General features: G+C 62.2%; 20 protein-coding genes. 18 read left to right on the forward strand and 2 right to left on the reverse strand.

Going from position 1 to position 18,459, the window contains the following annotated elements:
- Window positions 1-229: 229 nt before the first annotated feature.
- The 14 genes from GT495_RS06065 (at window position 230) to hisE (ending at window position 12,047) form a co-directional block, all read left to right on the forward strand.
- Window positions 230-721 carry a hypothetical protein gene (locus GT495_RS06065; RefSeq protein ID WP_161161967.1) on the forward strand — a complete coding sequence of 164 codons (492 nt, stop codon included), beginning with the start codon at window positions 230-232 and terminating at the stop codon, window positions 719-721.
- A 35-nt stretch (window positions 722-756) separates the two neighbouring features.
- Window positions 757-1,524, forward strand: a complete 768-nt coding sequence (locus tag GT495_RS06070; RefSeq protein WP_161161966.1) for a GntR family transcriptional regulator — start codon at window positions 757-759, stop codon at window positions 1,522-1,524.
- Complete coding sequence (locus GT495_RS06075; RefSeq protein WP_006235877.1) at window positions 1,509-2,222, forward strand: GntR family transcriptional regulator; 714 nt, start codon at window positions 1,509-1,511, stop codon at window positions 2,220-2,222. Before GT495_RS06070 ends, GT495_RS06075 begins: the two co-directional genes overlap by 16 nt.
- 275 nt (window positions 2,223-2,497) lie before the next feature.
- Window positions 2,498-3,559: an SIS domain-containing protein gene (locus GT495_RS06080; protein ID WP_117770657.1), complete on the forward strand. Its 1,062-nt coding sequence runs from the start codon at window positions 2,498-2,500 to the stop codon at window positions 3,557-3,559.
- A 262-nt stretch (window positions 3,560-3,821) separates the two neighbouring features.
- A complete protein-coding gene (gene hisG, locus GT495_RS06085) occupies window positions 3,822-5,537 on the forward strand; it encodes an ATP phosphoribosyltransferase (RefSeq protein WP_161161965.1) in 1,716 nt (571 codons plus the stop codon).
- A 105-nt stretch (window positions 5,538-5,642) separates the two neighbouring features.
- Window positions 5,643-7,079, forward strand: a complete 1,437-nt coding sequence (gene hisD / locus GT495_RS06090) for a histidinol dehydrogenase (protein WP_161161964.1) — start codon at window positions 5,643-5,645, stop codon at window positions 7,077-7,079.
- Window position 7,080: 1 nt separating this feature from the next.
- The gene (hisC, locus tag GT495_RS06095; protein ID WP_192924150.1) at window positions 7,081-8,196 is read left to right on the forward strand and encodes a histidinol-phosphate transaminase; all 1,116 of its coding nucleotides are present in this window, start codon (window positions 7,081-7,083) and stop codon (window positions 8,194-8,196) included.
- Window positions 8,197-8,784, forward strand: a complete 588-nt coding sequence (gene hisB / locus GT495_RS06100) for an imidazoleglycerol-phosphate dehydratase HisB (RefSeq protein ID WP_161161962.1) — start codon at window positions 8,197-8,199, stop codon at window positions 8,782-8,784.
- Window positions 8,785-8,920: 136 nt separating this feature from the next.
- Window positions 8,921-9,622 carry an imidazole glycerol phosphate synthase subunit HisH gene (gene hisH, locus GT495_RS06105; RefSeq protein ID WP_161161960.1) on the forward strand — a complete coding sequence of 234 codons (702 nt, stop codon included), beginning with the start codon at window positions 8,921-8,923 and terminating at the stop codon, window positions 9,620-9,622.
- On the forward strand, window positions 9,619-10,362 hold the full coding sequence (locus GT495_RS06110; protein ID WP_161161958.1) for a HisA/HisF-related TIM barrel protein: 744 nt from the start codon (window positions 9,619-9,621) through the stop codon (window positions 10,360-10,362). The genes hisH and GT495_RS06110 overlap by 4 nt, the downstream gene beginning before the upstream one ends.
- Window positions 10,363-10,365: 3 nt before the next feature.
- Window positions 10,366-11,148 (forward strand): imidazole glycerol phosphate synthase subunit HisF, encoded by a 783-nt coding sequence (hisF, locus tag GT495_RS06115; protein WP_161161956.1) that lies wholly within the window; start codon window positions 10,366-10,368, stop codon window positions 11,146-11,148.
- Window positions 11,149-11,490, forward strand: coding sequence for a phosphoribosyl-AMP cyclohydrolase (gene hisI, locus GT495_RS06120; protein WP_161161955.1), 342 nt, complete (start codon window positions 11,149-11,151; stop codon window positions 11,488-11,490).
- Window positions 11,487-11,714, forward strand: a complete 228-nt coding sequence (locus GT495_RS06125; RefSeq protein ID WP_161161953.1) for a hypothetical protein — start codon at window positions 11,487-11,489, stop codon at window positions 11,712-11,714. The genes hisI and GT495_RS06125 overlap by 4 nt, the downstream gene beginning before the upstream one ends.
- Window positions 11,715-11,729: 15 nt before the next feature.
- Entirely contained in the window at window positions 11,730-12,047 is a 318-nt protein-coding gene (gene hisE / locus GT495_RS06130; protein ID WP_117757622.1) for a phosphoribosyl-ATP diphosphatase, read from the forward strand.
- A gap of 147 nt (window positions 12,048-12,194) precedes the next feature.
- On the opposite strand, the gene GT495_RS06135 is transcribed toward hisE, so the two are convergent.
- Window positions 12,195-13,106 (reverse strand): PHP domain-containing protein, encoded by a 912-nt coding sequence (locus tag GT495_RS06135; RefSeq protein WP_161161952.1) that lies wholly within the window; start codon window positions 13,104-13,106, stop codon window positions 12,195-12,197.
- A gap of 307 nt (window positions 13,107-13,413) precedes the next feature.
- On the opposite strand from GT495_RS06135, the gene larC reads away from it, so the two are divergent.
- The 3 genes from larC (at window position 13,414) to mazG (ending at window position 15,381) form a co-directional block, all read left to right on the forward strand.
- A complete protein-coding gene (larC, locus tag GT495_RS06140) occupies window positions 13,414-13,899 on the forward strand; it encodes a nickel insertion protein (RefSeq protein ID WP_161161950.1) in 486 nt (161 codons plus the stop codon).
- Window positions 13,900-13,969: 70 nt separating this feature from the next.
- Window positions 13,970-14,518 (forward strand): phosphodiesterase, encoded by a 549-nt coding sequence (gene yfcE / locus GT495_RS06145; protein WP_156598065.1) that lies wholly within the window; start codon window positions 13,970-13,972, stop codon window positions 14,516-14,518.
- Between the two features lie 2 nt (window positions 14,519-14,520).
- Entirely contained in the window at window positions 14,521-15,381 is an 861-nt protein-coding gene (gene mazG, locus GT495_RS06150; protein ID WP_161161948.1) for a nucleoside triphosphate pyrophosphohydrolase, read from the forward strand.
- 39 nt (window positions 15,382-15,420) lie between these two features.
- On the opposite strand, the gene GT495_RS06155 is transcribed toward mazG, so the two are convergent.
- Window positions 15,421-16,788, reverse strand: a complete 1,368-nt coding sequence (locus tag GT495_RS06155) for an ATP-binding protein (protein ID WP_161161987.1) — start codon at window positions 16,786-16,788, stop codon at window positions 15,421-15,423.
- Between the two features lie 373 nt (window positions 16,789-17,161).
- Here GT495_RS06155 and eno point away from each other — a divergent pair, with 373 nt between their 5' ends.
- Window positions 17,162-18,451 carry a phosphopyruvate hydratase gene (eno, locus tag GT495_RS06160; protein ID WP_161161946.1) on the forward strand — a complete coding sequence of 430 codons (1,290 nt, stop codon included), beginning with the start codon at window positions 17,162-17,164 and terminating at the stop codon, window positions 18,449-18,451.
- The last annotated feature ends 8 nt before the right edge of the window (window positions 18,452-18,459 follow it).

Genomic DNA, 18,459 nt, shown 5'->3' on the forward strand with positions numbered 1-18,459 from the left:
TAGATTGCATGCGGAGTGTCCGCTATTTGCCGGCGGGGCCGGGGTGCCTGCCTTGTTTTGAGAAGTTCGCGGAGTCCACTTCTCAAAACAAGGCAGGCACCCCGGCCCTCGTCCGTGAACTCTTCCGCTGGGCGAGCTATAGACGCCGCGCACCGATAGGGTAAGGCGGCGGCTTGAAATTGGTGCTATATTCAGGTTGAGTTGTTTAATGCTAGTACGGGAGGCTGATATGGGGCTGTTCAAGAAGAAAAACCCGCAGGATGCCTTTGATCCCGATGTGTTTACCATCACGGATACGATTTTGGACCCGCCGCGGTTTACGTTTTTGCCGGCTATCTACCAGGATGCCACGCATCGCAAATGGGCCGTACATCAGCGCGGCGGCGAGCCGAAGATTTTTGACTATGCGGACGTGCTGCAGTGCGAGATTGTCGAGACCGGAAATCCCGAGGATGTGCCGGAGGTTAGCAAGCGCGAACTAGCTCAGCAGATTTTGATTAATCCAGCTCAGGCTACCAAAAACAACGCTGCCAAGCGTAATATGTGCCTTGGTATGGGTGTCATCGTTGCCGTGCAAACCGGCAAGGATGAGATTTCGAAGCTTGAGATTCCGGTGACCGCGGGCGAAGTCAAGCGAGACTCCGGCCTATATCGATCGTATCGGAACGTTGCGGAGCAGATCAAAGAAGCCTTCGACGCCATGGGGCGTCCGGAGCAATGATGCCCGCAGCATCAAGCGGTTGAGGAGCCTTGCCCATGTCGAGTGAACCGTATGCGATTCCGCCCAAAGATCGCGCCTTTGAGGGCATTCTTTGGTATATCAAACATTATGACCTGCAGGGTGGTGACCGGCTGCCCGCCGAGCGTGTGCTCTGTGAAGAGCTGGGCGTGTCGCGCACGGCGTTGCGCGCTGCGATCACGCGTCTTATTTCGTGCGGAACTTTGGAAAGCCGCCGCGGTTCGGGCACCTATGTGTGTCCTCCCAAACCGCTGAATATCTTTCAGGAAACATGGAACTATACGCAGGCGGTGGAGAGGGTTGGCTCAAAGTCGACCGCACGCTTGGTTTGGTCCAAGGTCGTGTACGCCGATATCGATCTGGCCCAAAAAGCCCAGATCGACCTGGGTACACCGCTCTTCTGCATTCGACGTGTGCGCGTGGTTAATGGTTCCCCGGCGTCGATTGAGACGGCTCACGTCAATCTGTCTTTGTGCCCCTCGCTTCCCGATCACGATTTTGAGCAGGAAAGCCTCTACGACGTTTTGCTCAAAGAGGGGAATGTCCATGTGGCGCACGGCAAGGAGCATATTTCCATCAGCCGTCTGAACGCCGACGAGGCCAAGTTGCTGGGCGCTCAGGAGGGCACGCCGGTGTTTTACAAAGCTTCGCACGAGCGTGACGAGAACGATGGCTTTGTCGAGTATTGCAAGTCCGTGATTTTGCCGACCAAGTATCGTTTTGCCGATAACGGCGAGGCAGACGGCGTTGCGACGAAGGTAGGTGTCGAATGGCTGATGCAGTAGAAGACTTGCCGGTTTACAAGCAAATTCGCCGCTGCATTGCGGAGCGAATCGAGCGCGGCGACTACCCGACGGGCTCGATGATTCCGTCCGAAAACGAGCTGGCCGAGGAGTTTGGCACGACACGCCTGACAATCCGAAGCGCCATGGACGAGCTGGTCAAAAGTGGCCAGATTCGTCGCGTGCAGGGCAAAGGCGCCTTTGTGGGACACAAGTGGTTTGACGAGCACGAACGCAAGGGCGGCTTCCGCCAGTCGGTTTTGGCATCGGGCGCGACGCCGTCGGTGCGCATCCTGGCGCGCTCCAAACGCTACGCCGGCCCGTATTATGCCGACTTGTTTGGCATCGCCGAGGACGATCTGCTTTACTCGGTGCGCCGCCTCAACTGCATCGATGGTGAGCCCGTATCGATCGAGATGACACTGATTCCGTGCCTGCTGTTTCCGGGCATCGAAGACGTGGACATTTCGGTCTTCAGCCTGTTCGAGACCTACGATATGTTGGGACGCAAGCCAGATCAGTCGGTAGAGAAACTCGATATCGAGGCGCTGGGCGCACGCGATGCGAGTTTGCTCAATCTTGAGCCGGGCGATCTGGCGCTCGTGCTGGAAGGCCTGACCTATGACTCGAGTGGGCAGGCAATCGAGCATGCCAAGTCTTTTACCCGCGGCGACGCCGGCGGATATACCTACAACTATTAGCGTCTAGAGCGTCCCTGCGCATGGCGGGGGCGCTCGTTTTTACGGATATATGTCGCTTGACCGATGAGCGGCAAAAACTGACCGTCTACCGAGAGGGGAGGATGAAATCATAAAATCGGTATTAAAAACGGCTAACCTGTAATCGTTCACTGGTATTAAGAACCTTTGAATTGTTGAGCTTGGGGCCAAGATGTCCACAAGGTTAAGCGGTGCGACGGGGCGGCAAGCCCGTTCATTCCGTGCGACAATTCAAACTGCTCGTGAAAGGAGCGGGAATGAAGGAGACCGAGAAGATCGAGATCATGCACTTCGACCAGGAGGGCTACCTCGAGGACGGCAGGAACGTCTACGAGGCCGGCAAGAAGATGACCGCCCTGGCCGACCGCGTGCACGAGGAGGGCTACGACGCCGTCTTCCTGATGGGCGTCGGCGGCACCTGGGACGAGTTCATGCAGCTCGAGTACCTCATGAACAAGTTCGGCGACCGCGACCTCGAGGTCTACCTGATCCACGCCGCCGAGTGGAACGTCATGGGCCACAAGCGCATGACCGACAGGTCCGTCGTGCTGACCGCCTCCGAGTCCGGCACCACCCCCGAGGTGCTCGAGGCCGTCGGCAAGATGAGGGAGATGGGCGTGCGCGTCTTCGCCATGACCAACCCCGAGGGCAAGATCGGGCAGGCCGTGGGCGCCGAGAACTGCGTCATGATGGCCTCCGACCACGGCGCCGGCGGCTGCGAGAAGGGCTACTACCTCGCCGACTGCTTCGGCCTGCGCCTGCTCAACCGCCGCGGCTGCTTCCCCAAGTTCGACCTGTTCATCGAGCAGACGAAGGACGTCTGGAAGGACATGCTCGACATCCGCAAGCGCTTCGAGCCGCGCGCCGAGGAGCTCGCCAGGAAGTACGCGCTGGCCGACTACACCATGTTCATCGGCTCGGGCGCGCTGTGGGGCGAGACCATCCTGTACTCCATGTGCCTGCTCGAGGAGATGCAGTGGAAGCGCATCCGCCACATCACCTCGCACGACTTCTTCCACGGCACGCTCGAGCTGCTCGAGCCCGGCGTCCCGGTGTTCCTGTTCATGGGAGAGGACGAGTGCCGCGCCCTCGACGAGCGCGTCCGCGCCTTCCTCACCAGCGGCGTGACCGGCGACGAGGACTACGTCATCATCGACACCGCCGAGTACGCGATCCCGGGCCTGGACGACGACTTCCGCGTCATCGTGTCCCCCTGGATCCTGTCCGTGCTGACCACCGACCGCCTCGCGCGCAACTACGAGCTGGTCACCAAGCACAACCTCAAGTACCGCCGCTACTACCACCAGTTCGACTACTAAGAGCTGGTCACGGGTCCGATATCTTGGCTGGTTGATATCTCGACCCTGCACAAGGGCGTCCGCATTTGCGCGGGCGCCCTTTTTGCGTTGCGACAAGAGACTGCTGCTAACCGCTCGCCCTATGTTTCCAAATGAATACGGTGTGAGCCGAGGAGGACGATTCTCCCCGCAAACACTCTAGTATGCTAAAGTACCCAGAAGACCGGCGGAGCTATGCCGGTCTTCTGCTCTATATGAAACACAGCATGAGGAGGCTCACCAGATGACGGCCACACCGTGGGGATTCCGGGACATATTGCCCGAGGAGGCTCAGGCGCGCGAGGAGATTGCGCTGACGGTGAAGGGCTGCTTTAGGGAGCATCATTACCTGCCGGTCGAGACGCCGCTACTCGAGGACAAGGGTTCGCTCGAGGAGGGCGGCCGCATTGCGGACACGCCGTTTAAGCTCTTTGATGATGACGGTCGCCTGCTGGTGGTCCGTCCCGACAACACACTGCCGATTGTGCGCCTGGTTTCGACCCGCATGCGCGCGGCCGATCTGCCGCTGCGCCTGCGCTACGAGGCGCCGGTGGTCCGCGAGTGCCAGCGCAATGCCGGTGGCTCGCGTCAGTTTACGCAGCTGGGCTCTGAGCTCATCGGTGCGGGCGACACCGCGGGCGATGTCGAGATCGTCTCGCTGGTGGCCGAGGCCGTGCGCAAGCTGGCGCTGCCCGATGCACGCATTATCGCGGGCAGTGTGCGTCCGTTTAAGGAACTGCTCGCGGCGTGCGAGGATCGCGAGCTGGCCGCCGAGGCCCTGTGCTGCGTGCACGCCAACGACTTTGTGGGCCTCGATGCCCGCGTGGCGGCAAGCGTCGAGTCCGATGCCGTCAAGGCCGCCATTAGCGAGCTGCCGCGTCTGCACGGCGGTGCCGAGGTGCTCGACCGCGTGGACGCGCTGCTGGAGGCCGCCGGTATCGTCGCGCCGCTGACGCGCGAGCTGCGTGCTCTGGTCGAGGGCCTGACACCCGAGGACGCCCAGGTACTGTCATTCGACTTCTCCATCATGAACTCTTTCGATTACTACACGGGCCTGGTTTTTAAGGCCTATGCCGGCGGCCTGCCCGATCCAGTCGGTTCGGGCGGACGCTACGACTCCATCTTTACCGGCGCTTTTGGCGACGGTATCGAGGTGCCGGCGGCGGGCTTCGCCTTTTCGCTCGAGCGTCTGGAGGCCGCGCGCACCTCGGCCGAGGATGCCGCTTCCGACGGCAATCACGCCGCGGGCCGTGGCGCCGAGGGTCCGCTGCGCATCGCCGTGCCCAAGGGCTCGCTTAAGGCCGACACGCTCGACGTGCTCGAGGCCGCGGGCCTGGACGTCTCTGAGCTGCGCGACCCCGGCCGTCACCTGATCGTGCGCGGACGCGACACGCGTGCCGGTGAGGGCGCGGTCGGCGATATCGAGTTTGTCATTGTGCGCCCCAGCGATGCGCCCGCCTTTGTGGGCTGCGGCGGCGCCGACTGCGGCATCTGCGGCTGGGACTCGCTTATCGAGGCCGACCTCAACCTGCTGCAGCTGGTTGATCTGGGCTACGGCCTGTGCGCCTTTATCGAGGCGGAGCCCGCATGGCGCGCCGGCCAGGCCGAGCGCAACTATGCCCGCCGCGGGTCGCTTCGCGTGGCCACCAAGTACCCGCGCATCGCGAGCGCTTGGTATGCCGAGCACGGCGTGAATGCCGACATCGTTTCGCTGCACGGTAACATCGAGCTGGGCCCCATCGTCGGCATGACCGACCGCATCGTGGACATTACCGCCACGGGTGCCACCCTGCGCGACAACGACCTGGTCATCACCGGTCGCATCATGGACTGCACGGCCCGCTTCTTTGTCAACCCGGGTGCCGCGCGCCTGGATCCGCGCGTACGCAATCTGGCAGATCGCCTGGCCGCTGCCGTGAAGGACAAGCATTTTGAGCCCGTCGCGGGCTCGGCACAATAGCGCGAGCACGCACGGGCGCCCCAACGTACGGGCTGCGGGCCGATTGGCGCCGCCGCCCGGCCTTTCGTTTTTCGAATACAACCTCGACCGATAGGGGATACCGATATGAAGACCATCAAGCTTGCTCCCGGTGAGCGCCTCGTTACCAACCAACTCAACCGCAAGGGCGTGCTGCCGCAAAACATCGTCGACGCCGCCCGCGATATCGTGGCCAACGTGCGCGCCAACGGCGATGCCGCGGTGCGCGATTATTGCCAGCGTTTTGATGGCGTTGAGCTGCAGAGCTTCCGCTTGCCGCAAGAACAGATCGATGCCGCGCTCGAAGGCCTCGATCCGGCCTTTGTCGCCGCACTTGAGAAGGCCGCGCGCCAGATTCGCGAGTTCCACCAGCGCGAGGTCGAGCAGAGCTGGTTTACCACGCGCCCGGACGGCACAATGCTCGGCGTTAAAGTGACCCCGCTTGCTGCGGCCGGCATCTACGTGCCGGGCGGTCGCGCGCAGTATCCCTCCACCGTGCTCATGAACGCCATTCCCGCCAAGGTGGCCGGCGTCAAGCGCGTGGTCATGGTGACCCCGCCGCAAAAAGATGGCCTGATCAGCCCGTATACGCTTGCGGCTGCCAAGCTTGGAGGCGTGGACGAGATCTATATGGTGGGCGGCGCCCAGGCCGTGGCCGCGCTGGCGTACGGCACCGAGACCATTCCGCGTGTCGACAAGATCACCGGCCCGGGCAACGCCTTTGTCGCCGCTGCCAAACAGATTGTCTCGGGTGACGTGGGTATCGATATGGTCGCCGGTCCCTCCGAGGTCTGCGTGCTGGCCGATGCTACGGCCAAGCCCATGGTGGTCGCGGCAGACCTGATGGCTCAGGCCGAGCACGATCCGCTGGCCGCCTGTTATCTGGTGACCTGCGATGGGCAGTTTGCGCGCGAGGTCGAGGCTGGCATCGACATTCTGGTGGCGCAGTCGCCACGCGCCGAAATCACGCGCGCCTCGCTCGACAACGAGGGCACCATCGTGGTGGCCGCCGATATGGCTGCCGCCGTCGAGGCCGTGAACACCGTGGCGCCCGAGCACCTGGAGCTGCACTGCAAGGATGCGATGGGCCTGCTTGGCGGCATTCGCAACGCCGGCGCCATCTTTGTGGGCGCTTGGAGCTCCGAGCCGCTTGGCGATTATGTTGCCGGCCCCAACCACACGCTGCCGACCGGCGGCACGGCCATGTTCTCCAACCCGCTTTCGGTCGAAGAGTTCGTTAAGCGCTCGAGTATCATTTGCTATACACCCGAGGGCCTGCTCTCCGACGCTCCCGCCACACAGCGTTTAGCCGAGGCCGAGGGTCTGTGGGCACACGCGCTTTCCGCCGCTCTGCGTCGCCGCGTGCTGGAACAAGGCGAGGATGCCGTGAGCGTCGAGTCGCTGGCCGCGGCCGACCTGACCAAGGTTGCCTGGCCGGGTGATACGACCGCGACGGTTGCCGAGGGCGTGGACCTGGCGGCAGCAGGCGCAGATGGCGCTGGCGTGGCTGGCGAGGAGGCCTAACATGGCCGAACTCACGCCGCGCATGAAGGAGCTCGTCCAGCCCTACTTGGCCGGTATCGAACCCTACGATCCCGACTTTGCGCCCACGCGCATCAATCTTTCGGCCAACGAGAACACCTATCCCGTGCCGGCTGGCGTGCGCAAGGCGGTCGACGCGGCCCTGGCTGCCACGCCGCTCAACCGCTATCCCGACCCCATGTCCAACGACCTGCGCGATGAGCTTGCTGCCTGGCATGGCGTGGCACGTGAGAATATTTGCGTGGGCAACGGCGGCGACGAGCTGCTCTATAACTACCTGCTGGCGTTTGGCGGCGCGGGACGGACCCTGCTCAACTGCCCGCCGTGCTTTAGCGAGTATGCGTTCTTTGCGTCTCTGTGCCAGACCGAGGTGCGCGACGTGTGGCGTGATCCGACGAGCTTTGAGCTCGACCAGGCAGCCATGCTCGCCGCGGCGCCGGAGTGCAACTTGGCCATCGTGACCTCGCCCAATAACCCCACGGGCGACGTGGCGCCGCTCGACTTTGTCGCGGCCCTGTGCGATGCATGCCCCGGCATGGTCATGGTCGACGAGGCCTACGTTGAGTTTGCGGACGATTCGTTTGGCGCGGCTACCACGGCGCAGGGGCTTATCGCCGAGCATCCCAACCTGGTGATTCTGCATACGCTGTCCAAGGCGTTTGGCGCCGCCGGCACGCGTCTGGGCTATGTGATCGCGGCGCCCGAGGCCATCGATGTGTTTGCGGCGATTCGCCAAATCTACTCGGTTAACGTGCTAAGCCAGGCCGCCGCGCTTGCCTGCGTGCGTGCCCGTGATGCGTATGCGCCTGTGGTGGCACAGGTCGCATCCGAGCGCGAGCGCGAGTTGTGCGCCCTGCGTGCAATGGCTGCCGAGGGCATGCCCGTGGAGGCATGGCCGAGCGCGGCGAACTTTGTGCTCGTGCGCACGTCGCATGCCACGCGCGTGCGCGAGCGTCTGCGCGACGAGTATTCGATTTTGGTGCGCGACTTTAGTTACGCGCCGGGGCTCGCGGACTGTCTGCGCATTACCGTAGGCACCCCGCAGGAAAACGACGAGGTGCTGGCCGCGTTTGCCGTGCTGGTGAAGGAGGAGATGTAGATGGACCGCTATGCCGAGGTGACCCGCAAGACGGGGGAGACCGACATTGTCGTAAAGCTCGACCTGGACGGATGCGGCGTGTGTGATATCTCGACCGGCGTACCGTTTTTCGACCACATGCTCAACGCTTTTGGCCGCCATGGCCTGTTCGATTTGACGGTGCACGCGGTGGGCGACGTGGAGGTCGATGCGCACCACACCGTCGAGGACACGGGCATTGTGCTGGGCGAGGCGTTTTGCCAGGCGCTGGGTGACAAGGCGGGCATTACGCGCTTTGCCGACGCGGCGATTGCCATGGACGAGACGCTCGTGATGGCCGCCGTGGATATTTCGGGCCGCGGCCAGGCCTACTGCGAGCTGCCAGTGCCGACCGAGCGTGTGGGCAGCTTCGATACCGAGCTGGCCGTCGAGTTCTTCTATGCCTTTGCGCGCGACGCCAAGCTCACGCTGCACGTGCGCGAGCTGGCGGGCGGCAACTCGCATCACATTATCGAGGCCGCCTTTAAGGCTGTGGGCCGCACGATGCGCCACGCCTGTGAGCTGGATCCCCGCGTGCAGGGCATCCCCAGCACCAAGGGCTCGCTGTAACCTGCCAAAAAAGGGACAGGTTTATTTTGGCAGGTTTTATCTGCGGAAATGCCGTCTCATGTAGTGGGTGAACGTTTAACCGACCAAAAAACTTGTCCCTTTTTGGCAGGTTTTGAATGGGGAAAAGGAGGGTCGCGTGGGCGAACCGAAGATCGTGGTGGTCGACTACCACAAGGGCAACTTGTCGAGCGTTGTGCGCGGGCTTGCGCGCGCTGGTGCCGTCGCCTGCACGTCGGACGATTCGGAGCAGATCCGCAACGCCGATGGTCTGGTCATCCCGGGCGTGGGCGCGTTCTATGACGCGATCACTTTTATGCGCCAGAGCGGCGAGGCGGACGCGGTGCTCGACGCCGTTGCCGCTGGAACTCCGCTGCTCGGCATCTGCCTGGGCCTTCAACTGTTTTTTGAGCGCGGCAACGAGGGCGTGCCTGCGGACGAGAGCGTGGTCGCCGACGGCAACGCCCCCGAGCGGGCCGGCGCCCCCTGGGTCGATGGCCTGGGCATTATGCGCGGTTCGTGCACGCACTTGGAGTCGAGCCGCCTGAAGGTACCGCACGTGGGCTGGGACCAGGTGCACATGACGCCTGCCGGTGCGGCTGACCCGCTGCTCGCCGGTTTTGCCGAGGGTGCCAACATGTACTTCACCCACAGCTACGCGGTGGCAGACGACGCCGATGCCGCCGACGTGCTGGCGCGCACGCACTATACGCGGAGCTTTCCGTGCATCGTGCGCCACGGCAACGTGTGGGGCTGTCAGTTCCATCCCGAGAAATCCTCTGCGCTAGGTCAGCGCATTCTTAAGAACTTCGTGAGCATCGTCGAGGGGGCCAGCCGATGATTCTGTTTCCCGCAATCGATTTGATCGGCGGCAAGGTCGTGCGCCTGGAGCGCGGCGACCGCAGCCGCTGCAAGGTATATTCCGACGACCCCGTGGCCGTTGCCCGCTCGTTTGCCGAGCAGGGCGCGAGCTGGGTGCACGTCGTTGACCTGTCCGCTGCCTTTGGTGAGGACGAGGACGCGTGCGCTGCCAACTCGGCTGCGATCGAGGCCATCTGCGGCGTCGACGGTCTGTCCGTGGACGTGGGCGGCGGCGTTCGCTCGCTTGCACGCATCGACGAGCTGGCCGGCTACGGCGCGCGTCGCATCGCACTCGGCACGGTGCTCGTGACCGAGCCGGGATTTGCCGAGGTGGCGGCTCGCGGCTTTGGCGAGCTGCTGGTGGCAGATATCGCCGCGCGCGACGGCCAGGTCAAGGTGAACGGCTGGCGTGACGGCGCGGGCGTGGTGCTCGACGATGCCGTGGCGCAGCTTTCCGAGCTGGGCTTTAAACACCTGGTCTATACCGATATCGCGCGCGACGGCATGCAGACGGGCATCGATGTGGCGGCGTATCGCCATGTGGCCGAGGTCGCGGGCTTTCCCGTCGTGGCTTCGGGCGGTATCTCGACGCTCGACGATATCCGCGCGCTGGCCGCGGTGGGTGAGGGCACGATTGAAGGTGCCATTACCGGCCGTGCGCTCTACGAGGACAACTTTACGCTGGCACAGGCGCTGGCAGCCGCCCGAGGGGAGGAGTAGCCCATGCTTACCAAACGCGTGATTCCCTGTCTGGATGTTAAGGACGGCCGCGTGGTCAAGGGCGTCAACTTTGTGAGCCTGCGCGATGCGGGCGACCCGGTGGAGCTGGCCCGCGCCTATGACTGCGAGGGTGCGGACGAGGTCGTATTTTTGGACATTACCGCGACGAGCGACAACCGCGCGACGACCATCGAGATGGCGGCGCATGCGGCCGAAGAGCTCGCTATCCCCTATACCGTGGGCGGCGGTTTTCGCGACTTGGCGGGCATGCGGACCATGGTTGCCGCCGGCGCCGACAAGGTGTCGCTTAACTCTGCTGCCGTGCGCGATCCGTCGTTGATCAGCCAGGCCGCCGCGGCGTTTGGCAGCCAGGCCGTGGTCGTGGCGATCGATGCCAAGCGCGTCGGCTTGCCCGGTGAGCCGGGGGCCGACAAGTGGGAGGTCTTCACGGCGGGCGGTCGCAACGCCACGGGCATCGATGCAGTGGCGTGGGCCGAGGAGGCGGCTCGTCGCGGCGCCGGCGAGATCTTGCTCACCAGCATGGATCGCGACGGCACCAAGGCTGGCTTCGACCTGGCGCTCACCCGTGCCGTGGCGCGCGCGGTGCCGATTCCCGTCATCGCGAGCGGCGGCGTGGGCACGCTCGAGCATTTTGCCGAGGGCGTGATCGAGGGAGAAGCCGACGCCGTGCTGGCTGCCAGCGTCTTTCACTTTGGAACCTTCAGCATTCGCCAGGTGAAGGAATACATGGCCTCTCAAGGTATTCCCGTGAGATTGGATTTTTAAATGGAGCAAGTGATAACTGCGTCCGAGCTCAAATACGACGCCCGCGGGTTGATTCCTTGTGTGGTTCAGCAGTATGACACCGGTGAGGTGCTTATGGTTGCTTGGATGAACGAGGAGTCAGTGGGGCTGACGCTCAAGACCGGTACCACGTGGTTTTGGAGCCGCAGCCGCCAGGAGCTCTGGAACAAGGGCGCGACGAGCGGCAACATACAGGAGGTCAAGGAGCTCTGGGCCGACTGCGATAGCGATACGCTGCTGGTCAAGGTCGACTCGCCGGGTCCGGCCTGCCATACCGGCAACCGTACCTGCTTCTTTAAGCGCGTGGAAGGGGGCGTGCGATGAAAGTCGTGACGCCGTTCGAGGTCGCCGACTGCAACACCGAGCTCCTCCGCGTGGGCGTGCCATGCCGCGTGCACCTGACTGATGCCTGCGGGGCGCAGTCGCTTTGGCTCGAGGCCGAGAAGGAAAGGCTCGATGAGGCCCATGCCGTCATCGTCGAGTTCTTTGAGAAAAAGGGTGCAAAGCCTCGGTTCGATGAGACCGGTAATTACTTTACGCTGCAGTAACGAGAGGAAATAACCATGGGAGTCAGAACAGCTAACGTGCAGCCGGGAAATATCGGCGAGACGCTGACGGGACTGGCCGAGGTGATTCACGGTCGTCGCGATGCGTCGCCGGAGGAGAGCTATACCGCCCGTCTGCTGACCGACGTCGAGGACGAACTGCTCAAGAAGCTTGCCGAGGAGGCGAGCGAGGTCATCATGGCCTGCAAGGACAACGACCACGACCACATCCGCTACGAAGCCGGCGATCTGGTCTACCACCTGCTCGTGACGCTCGAACGCTACGGCATCACCCTCGATGAGCTGGCCGGCGAACTCAACGCTCGCCGCCACTAGTCATTGGGGACGTTCTTAAACGACTAGTCGTTAGGGACAGTCTTTCGGGAGTTGCCAATGAAATAGAAGTTGCGGTGGAATAGTTCTTGTTTGACGGTCTTAGGGCCATAAACAGGAACTATTTCACCGCAACTCATGAAGGGATGTCTAGGCGAGGGGCGTGGACTCCCATTCGCCGGTGGGGTGGGGGATGTCGAAGGTTCGATAACCGCAGTCGTAGGCATGGGCCTGAGCCTCGCGGATATTCCAGCAGATGTCGCAGGCGCGGTGTGCGTCCGAGCCAAAAGTAATCGGCACCTCGGCGTGGGCGAAGCAACGCAACAGCCCGGTCGCGGGATAGTAGTCGTCGAGGCCCTTGCGCGGTGCGGCGGTCGAGACCTCAACGCGGCGACCTGTATCGTGGGCGCATTCGGCCATCTGCTGCCAAAACGGCGCGGGGTCAAAGTCGGGTGCAAAGCCCTCCTTCGAAAAGCGCATGACCAGGTCGGGATGGGCCATCACGTCAAAGTTGAGTGAGCTTTCGCAAGCACGGCACCAGTCGTCGACGTAGCGCTCCCACACACCGCGCACGCCTAAGTTTTCCCAAACGTGCAGGTTGGTATCGTCGTCGATCCAGCCGCAAAGGGAATCGGGCGTATCGGGGCGCGCGACGTCCTCTGTCTCTGCCGTGCCCGCAGCGCCTGCCGCAATATCGCCCGGGTCGCCAATCCAGTGCACGCTGCCCAAGCGCACAATGGCACCCGCGGACCAGCGCTCAACCAAAGGCTCGCAACCTTCGTACCAATCGCACTCAAAACCGTAGATAAAGGCGAGCTCCGGCGCAATCTGCGCGGCGAGCTTGCGGGCGTCCTCAAAGGCCAGACGATGTGCTGGCAAGTCGCCCTCGACGACCTGCACCTCGCAGTTAGCATCCATGCTGGCAGGCAGGGTGAGGTGGTCGGTCGAGACCATGACACGGCATCCGGCCGCCGCGGCGGCGCGAACGTTGTCCTCAAACGTGGCATGGCCGTCCGAAAACGAGGTATGGGTGTGGCAATCGACCAGCGGGCATGCGGGCATGGCGACTCCTTTGCATTTGGTGAATCCGCTCCATTGTAATGGCGCGGCCCCCGATGCGACGAGCGCGCTGCGGCCGAAATCGACTGGAAAGGTGGGTTGCGTGCGAGGGTCGCCACGCGGCATCGGCCCCGCGTCAAAACATGTACGTCAGCCTCCAAAACCGACAAAAAGTGACATGTTTGGAGGCTGACGTACACGTTTGGATAGGAGCGAGGGCGGCTATGGACGAAAGTCACGCCTGTGCCACGTCCGATGTGCTAGCGTTTGGGTGAATAAAACGAGCCCGTGCGGAAAGGATCCGGACCGTATGCAACGTGGAAGTACATCTCCGCTATCCCGCGAGACCGATGCGCCCGAAACCATCGTCAAGCTGGAGTGCGACATCGACGATGCGTCGCCCGAGGTACTCGCCTATGCCGCCGACCGCCTGCGCGAGGCAGGCGCGCGCGAGGCGCACTGGCTGCCCCTTTACTGCAAGAAGGGCCGTCCCGGCTGGCAGCTGCAGGTAATCTGCGCCCGCGAGGACATTGACCGTCTGCAGACAATCATCTTTTTGGAAACCACGACCAACGGTATCCGACGCCAGGTGATGGAACGCGTCTGCCTGCCACGCCGCTTTGAGCAGGTGGCGACGCCTTGGGGAGAGGTGGCCGTCAAAGTAGCCACCCTGCCCGACGGCAGCGAGCGCGCGGCTCCTGAGTACGAGGATTGCGCCCGTCTTGCCCGTGAGCACAATGTGCCGCTCCAGCGCGTGATGCAGGCGGCCCAGAGCGTGGCGCTGCGATTCGAGTAACACGGTAGATGGGCCCCACATCCGCCGGACCCCGTATTCAGCCCCATCAACCCCACCCGAAAGGACCACCATGAAATACCTCATCGCCTCCGATATCCACGGCTCGGCATACTGGACCGAGCGCCTCTGCTCCGCCATCGAATCCGAGCAGCCCGACCGCATCGTGCTGCTGGGCGACCTGCTCTACCACGGCCCGCGCAACGACCTGCCGCGCGACTACGCCCCCAAGCGCGTGATTCCGCTGCTCAACGCCCTGGCCGACCGCATCATCGCGGTGCGCGGCAACTGCGACGCCGAGGTCGACCAGATGGTGCTCGACTTCCCCGTCATGGCCGACTACGCCACGCTGTTCGACGAGGCCGGCCGCGAGCTGTTCCTGACACACGGCCACGTCTTTGGCGCCGGCATGCACAACAGCGTCGACCATGCGCCCGCGCTGCCCGAGGGCTCCGCGCTCGTCTACGGCCACACGCACATCAAGGTTAACGAGGAGAGCGCCGCGCACCCGGGCCTGCGGCTCTTCAACCCCGGCAGTGTGAGCATTCCCAAGGACGGTACGCACAGCTACGGCATCTACGAGGGCGGCGCGTTCCGTCACGTGGTCATGGAGGAGGAATAACCATGGCGCAGCATATGGCTCAGCAAAATGCTGAGGGCTCGCGCGATCTGTCCACGCTGGTCGACGCGTCGGCCGAGCTGCAGCATCTGGTGCAGACCATCTGGCGCCTGCGTCAGCCCGACGGTTGCCCGTGGGATCGCGAGCAGACGCATCAGAGCATCGGCAAGAACATGATCGAGGAAGCCTACGAGGCGCTCGATTGCATCGAGGCGGACGACGTGGCGCATCTGCGCGAGGAACTCGGCGACGTGCTCATGCAGGTCGTGCTGCATGCGCAGATTGCGGCGGACGCCGGTGAGTTTACGCTGGCCGATGTGGCACGCGATATCGACGCCAAGCTCATTCGTCGTCATCCGCACGTGTTTGGCGATGTGGATGCCGACAGCTCCGACGAGGTACTCAAGATTTGGGACGAGGTCAAGCTTGCCGAGAAGGCTGCCAAGGACAAGGCCGTGGCGGCAGGCGAGGCTGCGCCCGAGGGCCTGCTCGACGGCGTGCCCACGCATCTGCCGGCGCTGATGCAGGCGCAGAAGGTGTCGCGCAAGGCGGCTGCCGTGGGCTTTGAGTGGGAGACGGTCCAGGATGTGTGGGACGAGGTCGCCGAGGAGCGCTCTGAGTTTGAGGCCGAGGAGCCTGGCTCGCCCGAGCGCGAGATGGAGTTTGGCGACCTGCTCTTTGCCCTGGTCAACGTTGCGCGCAAAGAGGGCATCGATGCCGAGAGCGCCCTGCGCGCGAGCACGGCCAAGTTCCGCCGCCGCTGGGCCGCGATGGAGGCTGCTGCGCGCGAGGCGGGCGATGACCTCGCCGCCTGCTCAACCGCTCAACTCAACGACCTGTGGGACCAAGCAAAAGCAAGCGAGTGAGACCTGCGTCTCTCACGGCATCCATTCGCAGAGAGGTCTCTACAAGCAAAAAGCCATATACAACGGAAGATGTGCCAGCTGCGCTTCGGCATCCCACTCGAGTTGTTTAGGGTGCAACACGTAAGCCGTCCAAATTTTCTTGTTAAAGCGCGCGCGGAATCGGTCGAGGGAGATGGTTCCGTATCTGCGTGGCGACTTAACTTCGATGGGGCTGATGCGCGGCTTTCCGGCGGCATTGACATAGGGTCGGGTAACGAGGAAGTCGATTTCCATGCGCTCCTCCCCCTCCTTCTTTCCACTTTGGGAATAAAAGAAGAGCCTGTGTCCATTGGCCTTTAGAGATTGGGCAACGTAGTTTTCGGTAAGCATTCCTTCGTTCAATCCGATGTCGCCGCGAAGCACGGCCCTGTAAACGTCTTCATCGGTATCGTTGTTGTCAGAGAAGGCAAGCGTTACAAGCAGGCCGGTGTCTGCCATGTAGCACTTGAGTGCTGTTTGCTCCATGCTGAGTGAAAGGCCCACGCTCGGCTCGCTTGCGGCATAGCAGATATTGGCAATTCGCGCGTCTGCCAGACAAAAGAAGGCTTCTTCGTAGGTGCGCATGCGCGCGTTTTTATCAAGTGAGGAAAGCTTGAATCGCTTTTCGTGCCTAGAGAGTTGACCCGGGATGCCATCGAGTACGGAGACGACTTTGAATTCGTAACCGGTTGCAAAACGAGAGATATCGTTGCGATAGAGCTGGACGATTCGGCGTTTCGATGCGTCGACGGGCGCAAAAGCGCGCTGTTCAACATAGATGGATACCGGCTCAGGCATGCCGCCTACGAGCATGTATTCGCGCATAAGGGAGAGCGCTCTGCGATGTAGGGCATCAGGGAGCGGCTTCATTTTGCTAAAGCTCATGCGAATGAGATCGGCCAGCCCCTTTTCGTCCATGCCCCAGAGGAACTCCTCAAAGTCGAGGGGCTCAAGTTCCAAAGACTCTTCCTCGGACGGGATGACGATATCTTTAATGTTCTGCTTGATGCTGAACAGGGATCCAGTTTCGATGTAGTCGTAACGTCCGTCTGCAACGAGATACTTGATGAGTCCGCGTGCTTGCGGGTACATCTGGACCTCGTCAAAGACGATAAGCGTCTCGTGTTCATAGAGTTTGACGTTATAGAAAACCGAGAGATAGAGGAAGAGCGAGTCGAAGTCAGTGCGATAGTCCTCAAAATATTGCTTAACTTCGGCAGGTGCTTGAAAGAAATCAATGACAAGGCAGGACTTGTATTCGGCTTCTCCAAACGTGCGGGCAAGCGTGCTCTTGCCGACGCGGCGAGCTCCTTCAATAAGAAGTGCTGTTTTACCAGCGCTTTCATGCTTCCATTTTAGTAGTGTGTCATAGGCTTTTCGTTTAAGCATGGCTACCTCGTGCACGATATCCAGAACTTTTATAACCTGATTATGCACGATATCCAGAACTTCAGACCCTTAGATTTGCACGATATCCAGAACTTTGCACGATGCGAAGCACATTATTGGCTCTTACATTCGCAAGTCGGGTAAAAACGGAATGCGGATTGGAGATTTTAATGGAGAGGACCTCTAGAGATGAATGCCTGGTGTAAAAACAAGGGCCCTAAAGAATGATTTCTCCAATTCATATGTATCCATTGGCTAACTTAGGGCATAATGCAAAAAGTGCGACAAGGCTAACTTGCAAACCAAAGCGCCACATTGGCGCAATGCCGTGTCGCCAAGCATTCAACCCGTTTCCAAGTGAGAGGGAGACAACATGAGTGACATTTTGGACGTCTACGGTCGTGAAGTGCTCGACAGCCGCGGCAACCCCACCGTCGAGGTCGAGGTCGTGCTCGAGGACGGCAGCTTCGGTCGCGCGATGGTGCCTTCAGGCGCTTCGACCGGCGCTTTCGAGGCTTGCGAGCTGCGCGACGGCGACAAGGGCCGCTACCTGGGCAAGGGCGTCTCGCAGGCCGTCGAGCACGTCAACAACGAGTGCGCCAACGCCGTCGTGGGCCTCGATGCCTTCGACCAGCGTGCCGTCGATGCCGCACTGATTGCCGCCGACGGTACGCCCAACAAGACCAAGCTCGGCGCCAACGCTATCCTGGGCGTGTCGCTGGCCGCCGCCCGCGCCGCTGCCGAGTCGGCGGGCCTGTCGCTGTATCAGTACCTGGGTGGCGTCAACGCCCACCTGCTGCCCACGCCCATGATGAACATCCTCAACGGCGGCGTGCATGCCGACAACAACGTTGACTTCCAGGAGTTCATGATTATGCCGGTAGGCGCCCCGAGCTTTGCCGAGGGCCTGCGTTGGTGCGCTGAGGTCTACCACACCCTCAAGGGCGTGCTGCACGAGGCAGGCCTGGGCGGCGGTGTGGGCGACGAGGGCGGCTTTGCGCCCAACCTCAAGACCAACGCCGAGCCGTTCGAGTACATCACCAAGGCCGTGGAGAAGGCCGGCTTTACGCCCGGCGTCGACTTCATGTACGCCATGGATCCGGCCTCGACCGAGTTTTACAACGCCGAGACCGGCATGTACGAGCTCAAGGGCGAGGGCGTTGAGTACACGAGCGCCCAGATGGTCGATTACTGGGAGAAGCTCGTCGACACCTATCCCATCATCTCCATCGAGGACGGCATGGCCGAGGAGGACTGGGACGGCTGGGTCGAGCTCACTCGGCGCATTGGCAACAAGGTACAGCTGGTGGGCGATGACCTGTTCGTCACCAACACCGAGCGCCTCAAGAAGGGCATCGAGCTGGGCGCCGCCAACGCGATCCTGGTCAAGGTCAACCAGATTGGCACGCTCACCGAGTCGCTCGAGGCTATCGAGACCGCCAAGGAGGCGGGTTACGCTTGCATCGTGAGCCACCGCTCCGGCGAGACCGAGGACTCCACGATCGCCGACCTGGTCGTGGGCGTCAACGCCGGTCAGATCAAGTCGGGCGCCCCGTGCCGCAGCGACCGTATCGCCAAGTACAACCAGCTCATCCGCATCGAGGACGAGCTCGAGGACAGCGCGCGCTACGCCGGCAGGTCTGCGTTCTACAACATTCGCTAAACAGGTGG

It is taken from the genome of Collinsella sp. BIOML-A6 (genome assembly GCF_009875845.1).
GTDB classification, from domain to species: Bacteria; Actinomycetota; Coriobacteriia; order Coriobacteriales; family Coriobacteriaceae; genus Collinsella; species Collinsella aerofaciens_H.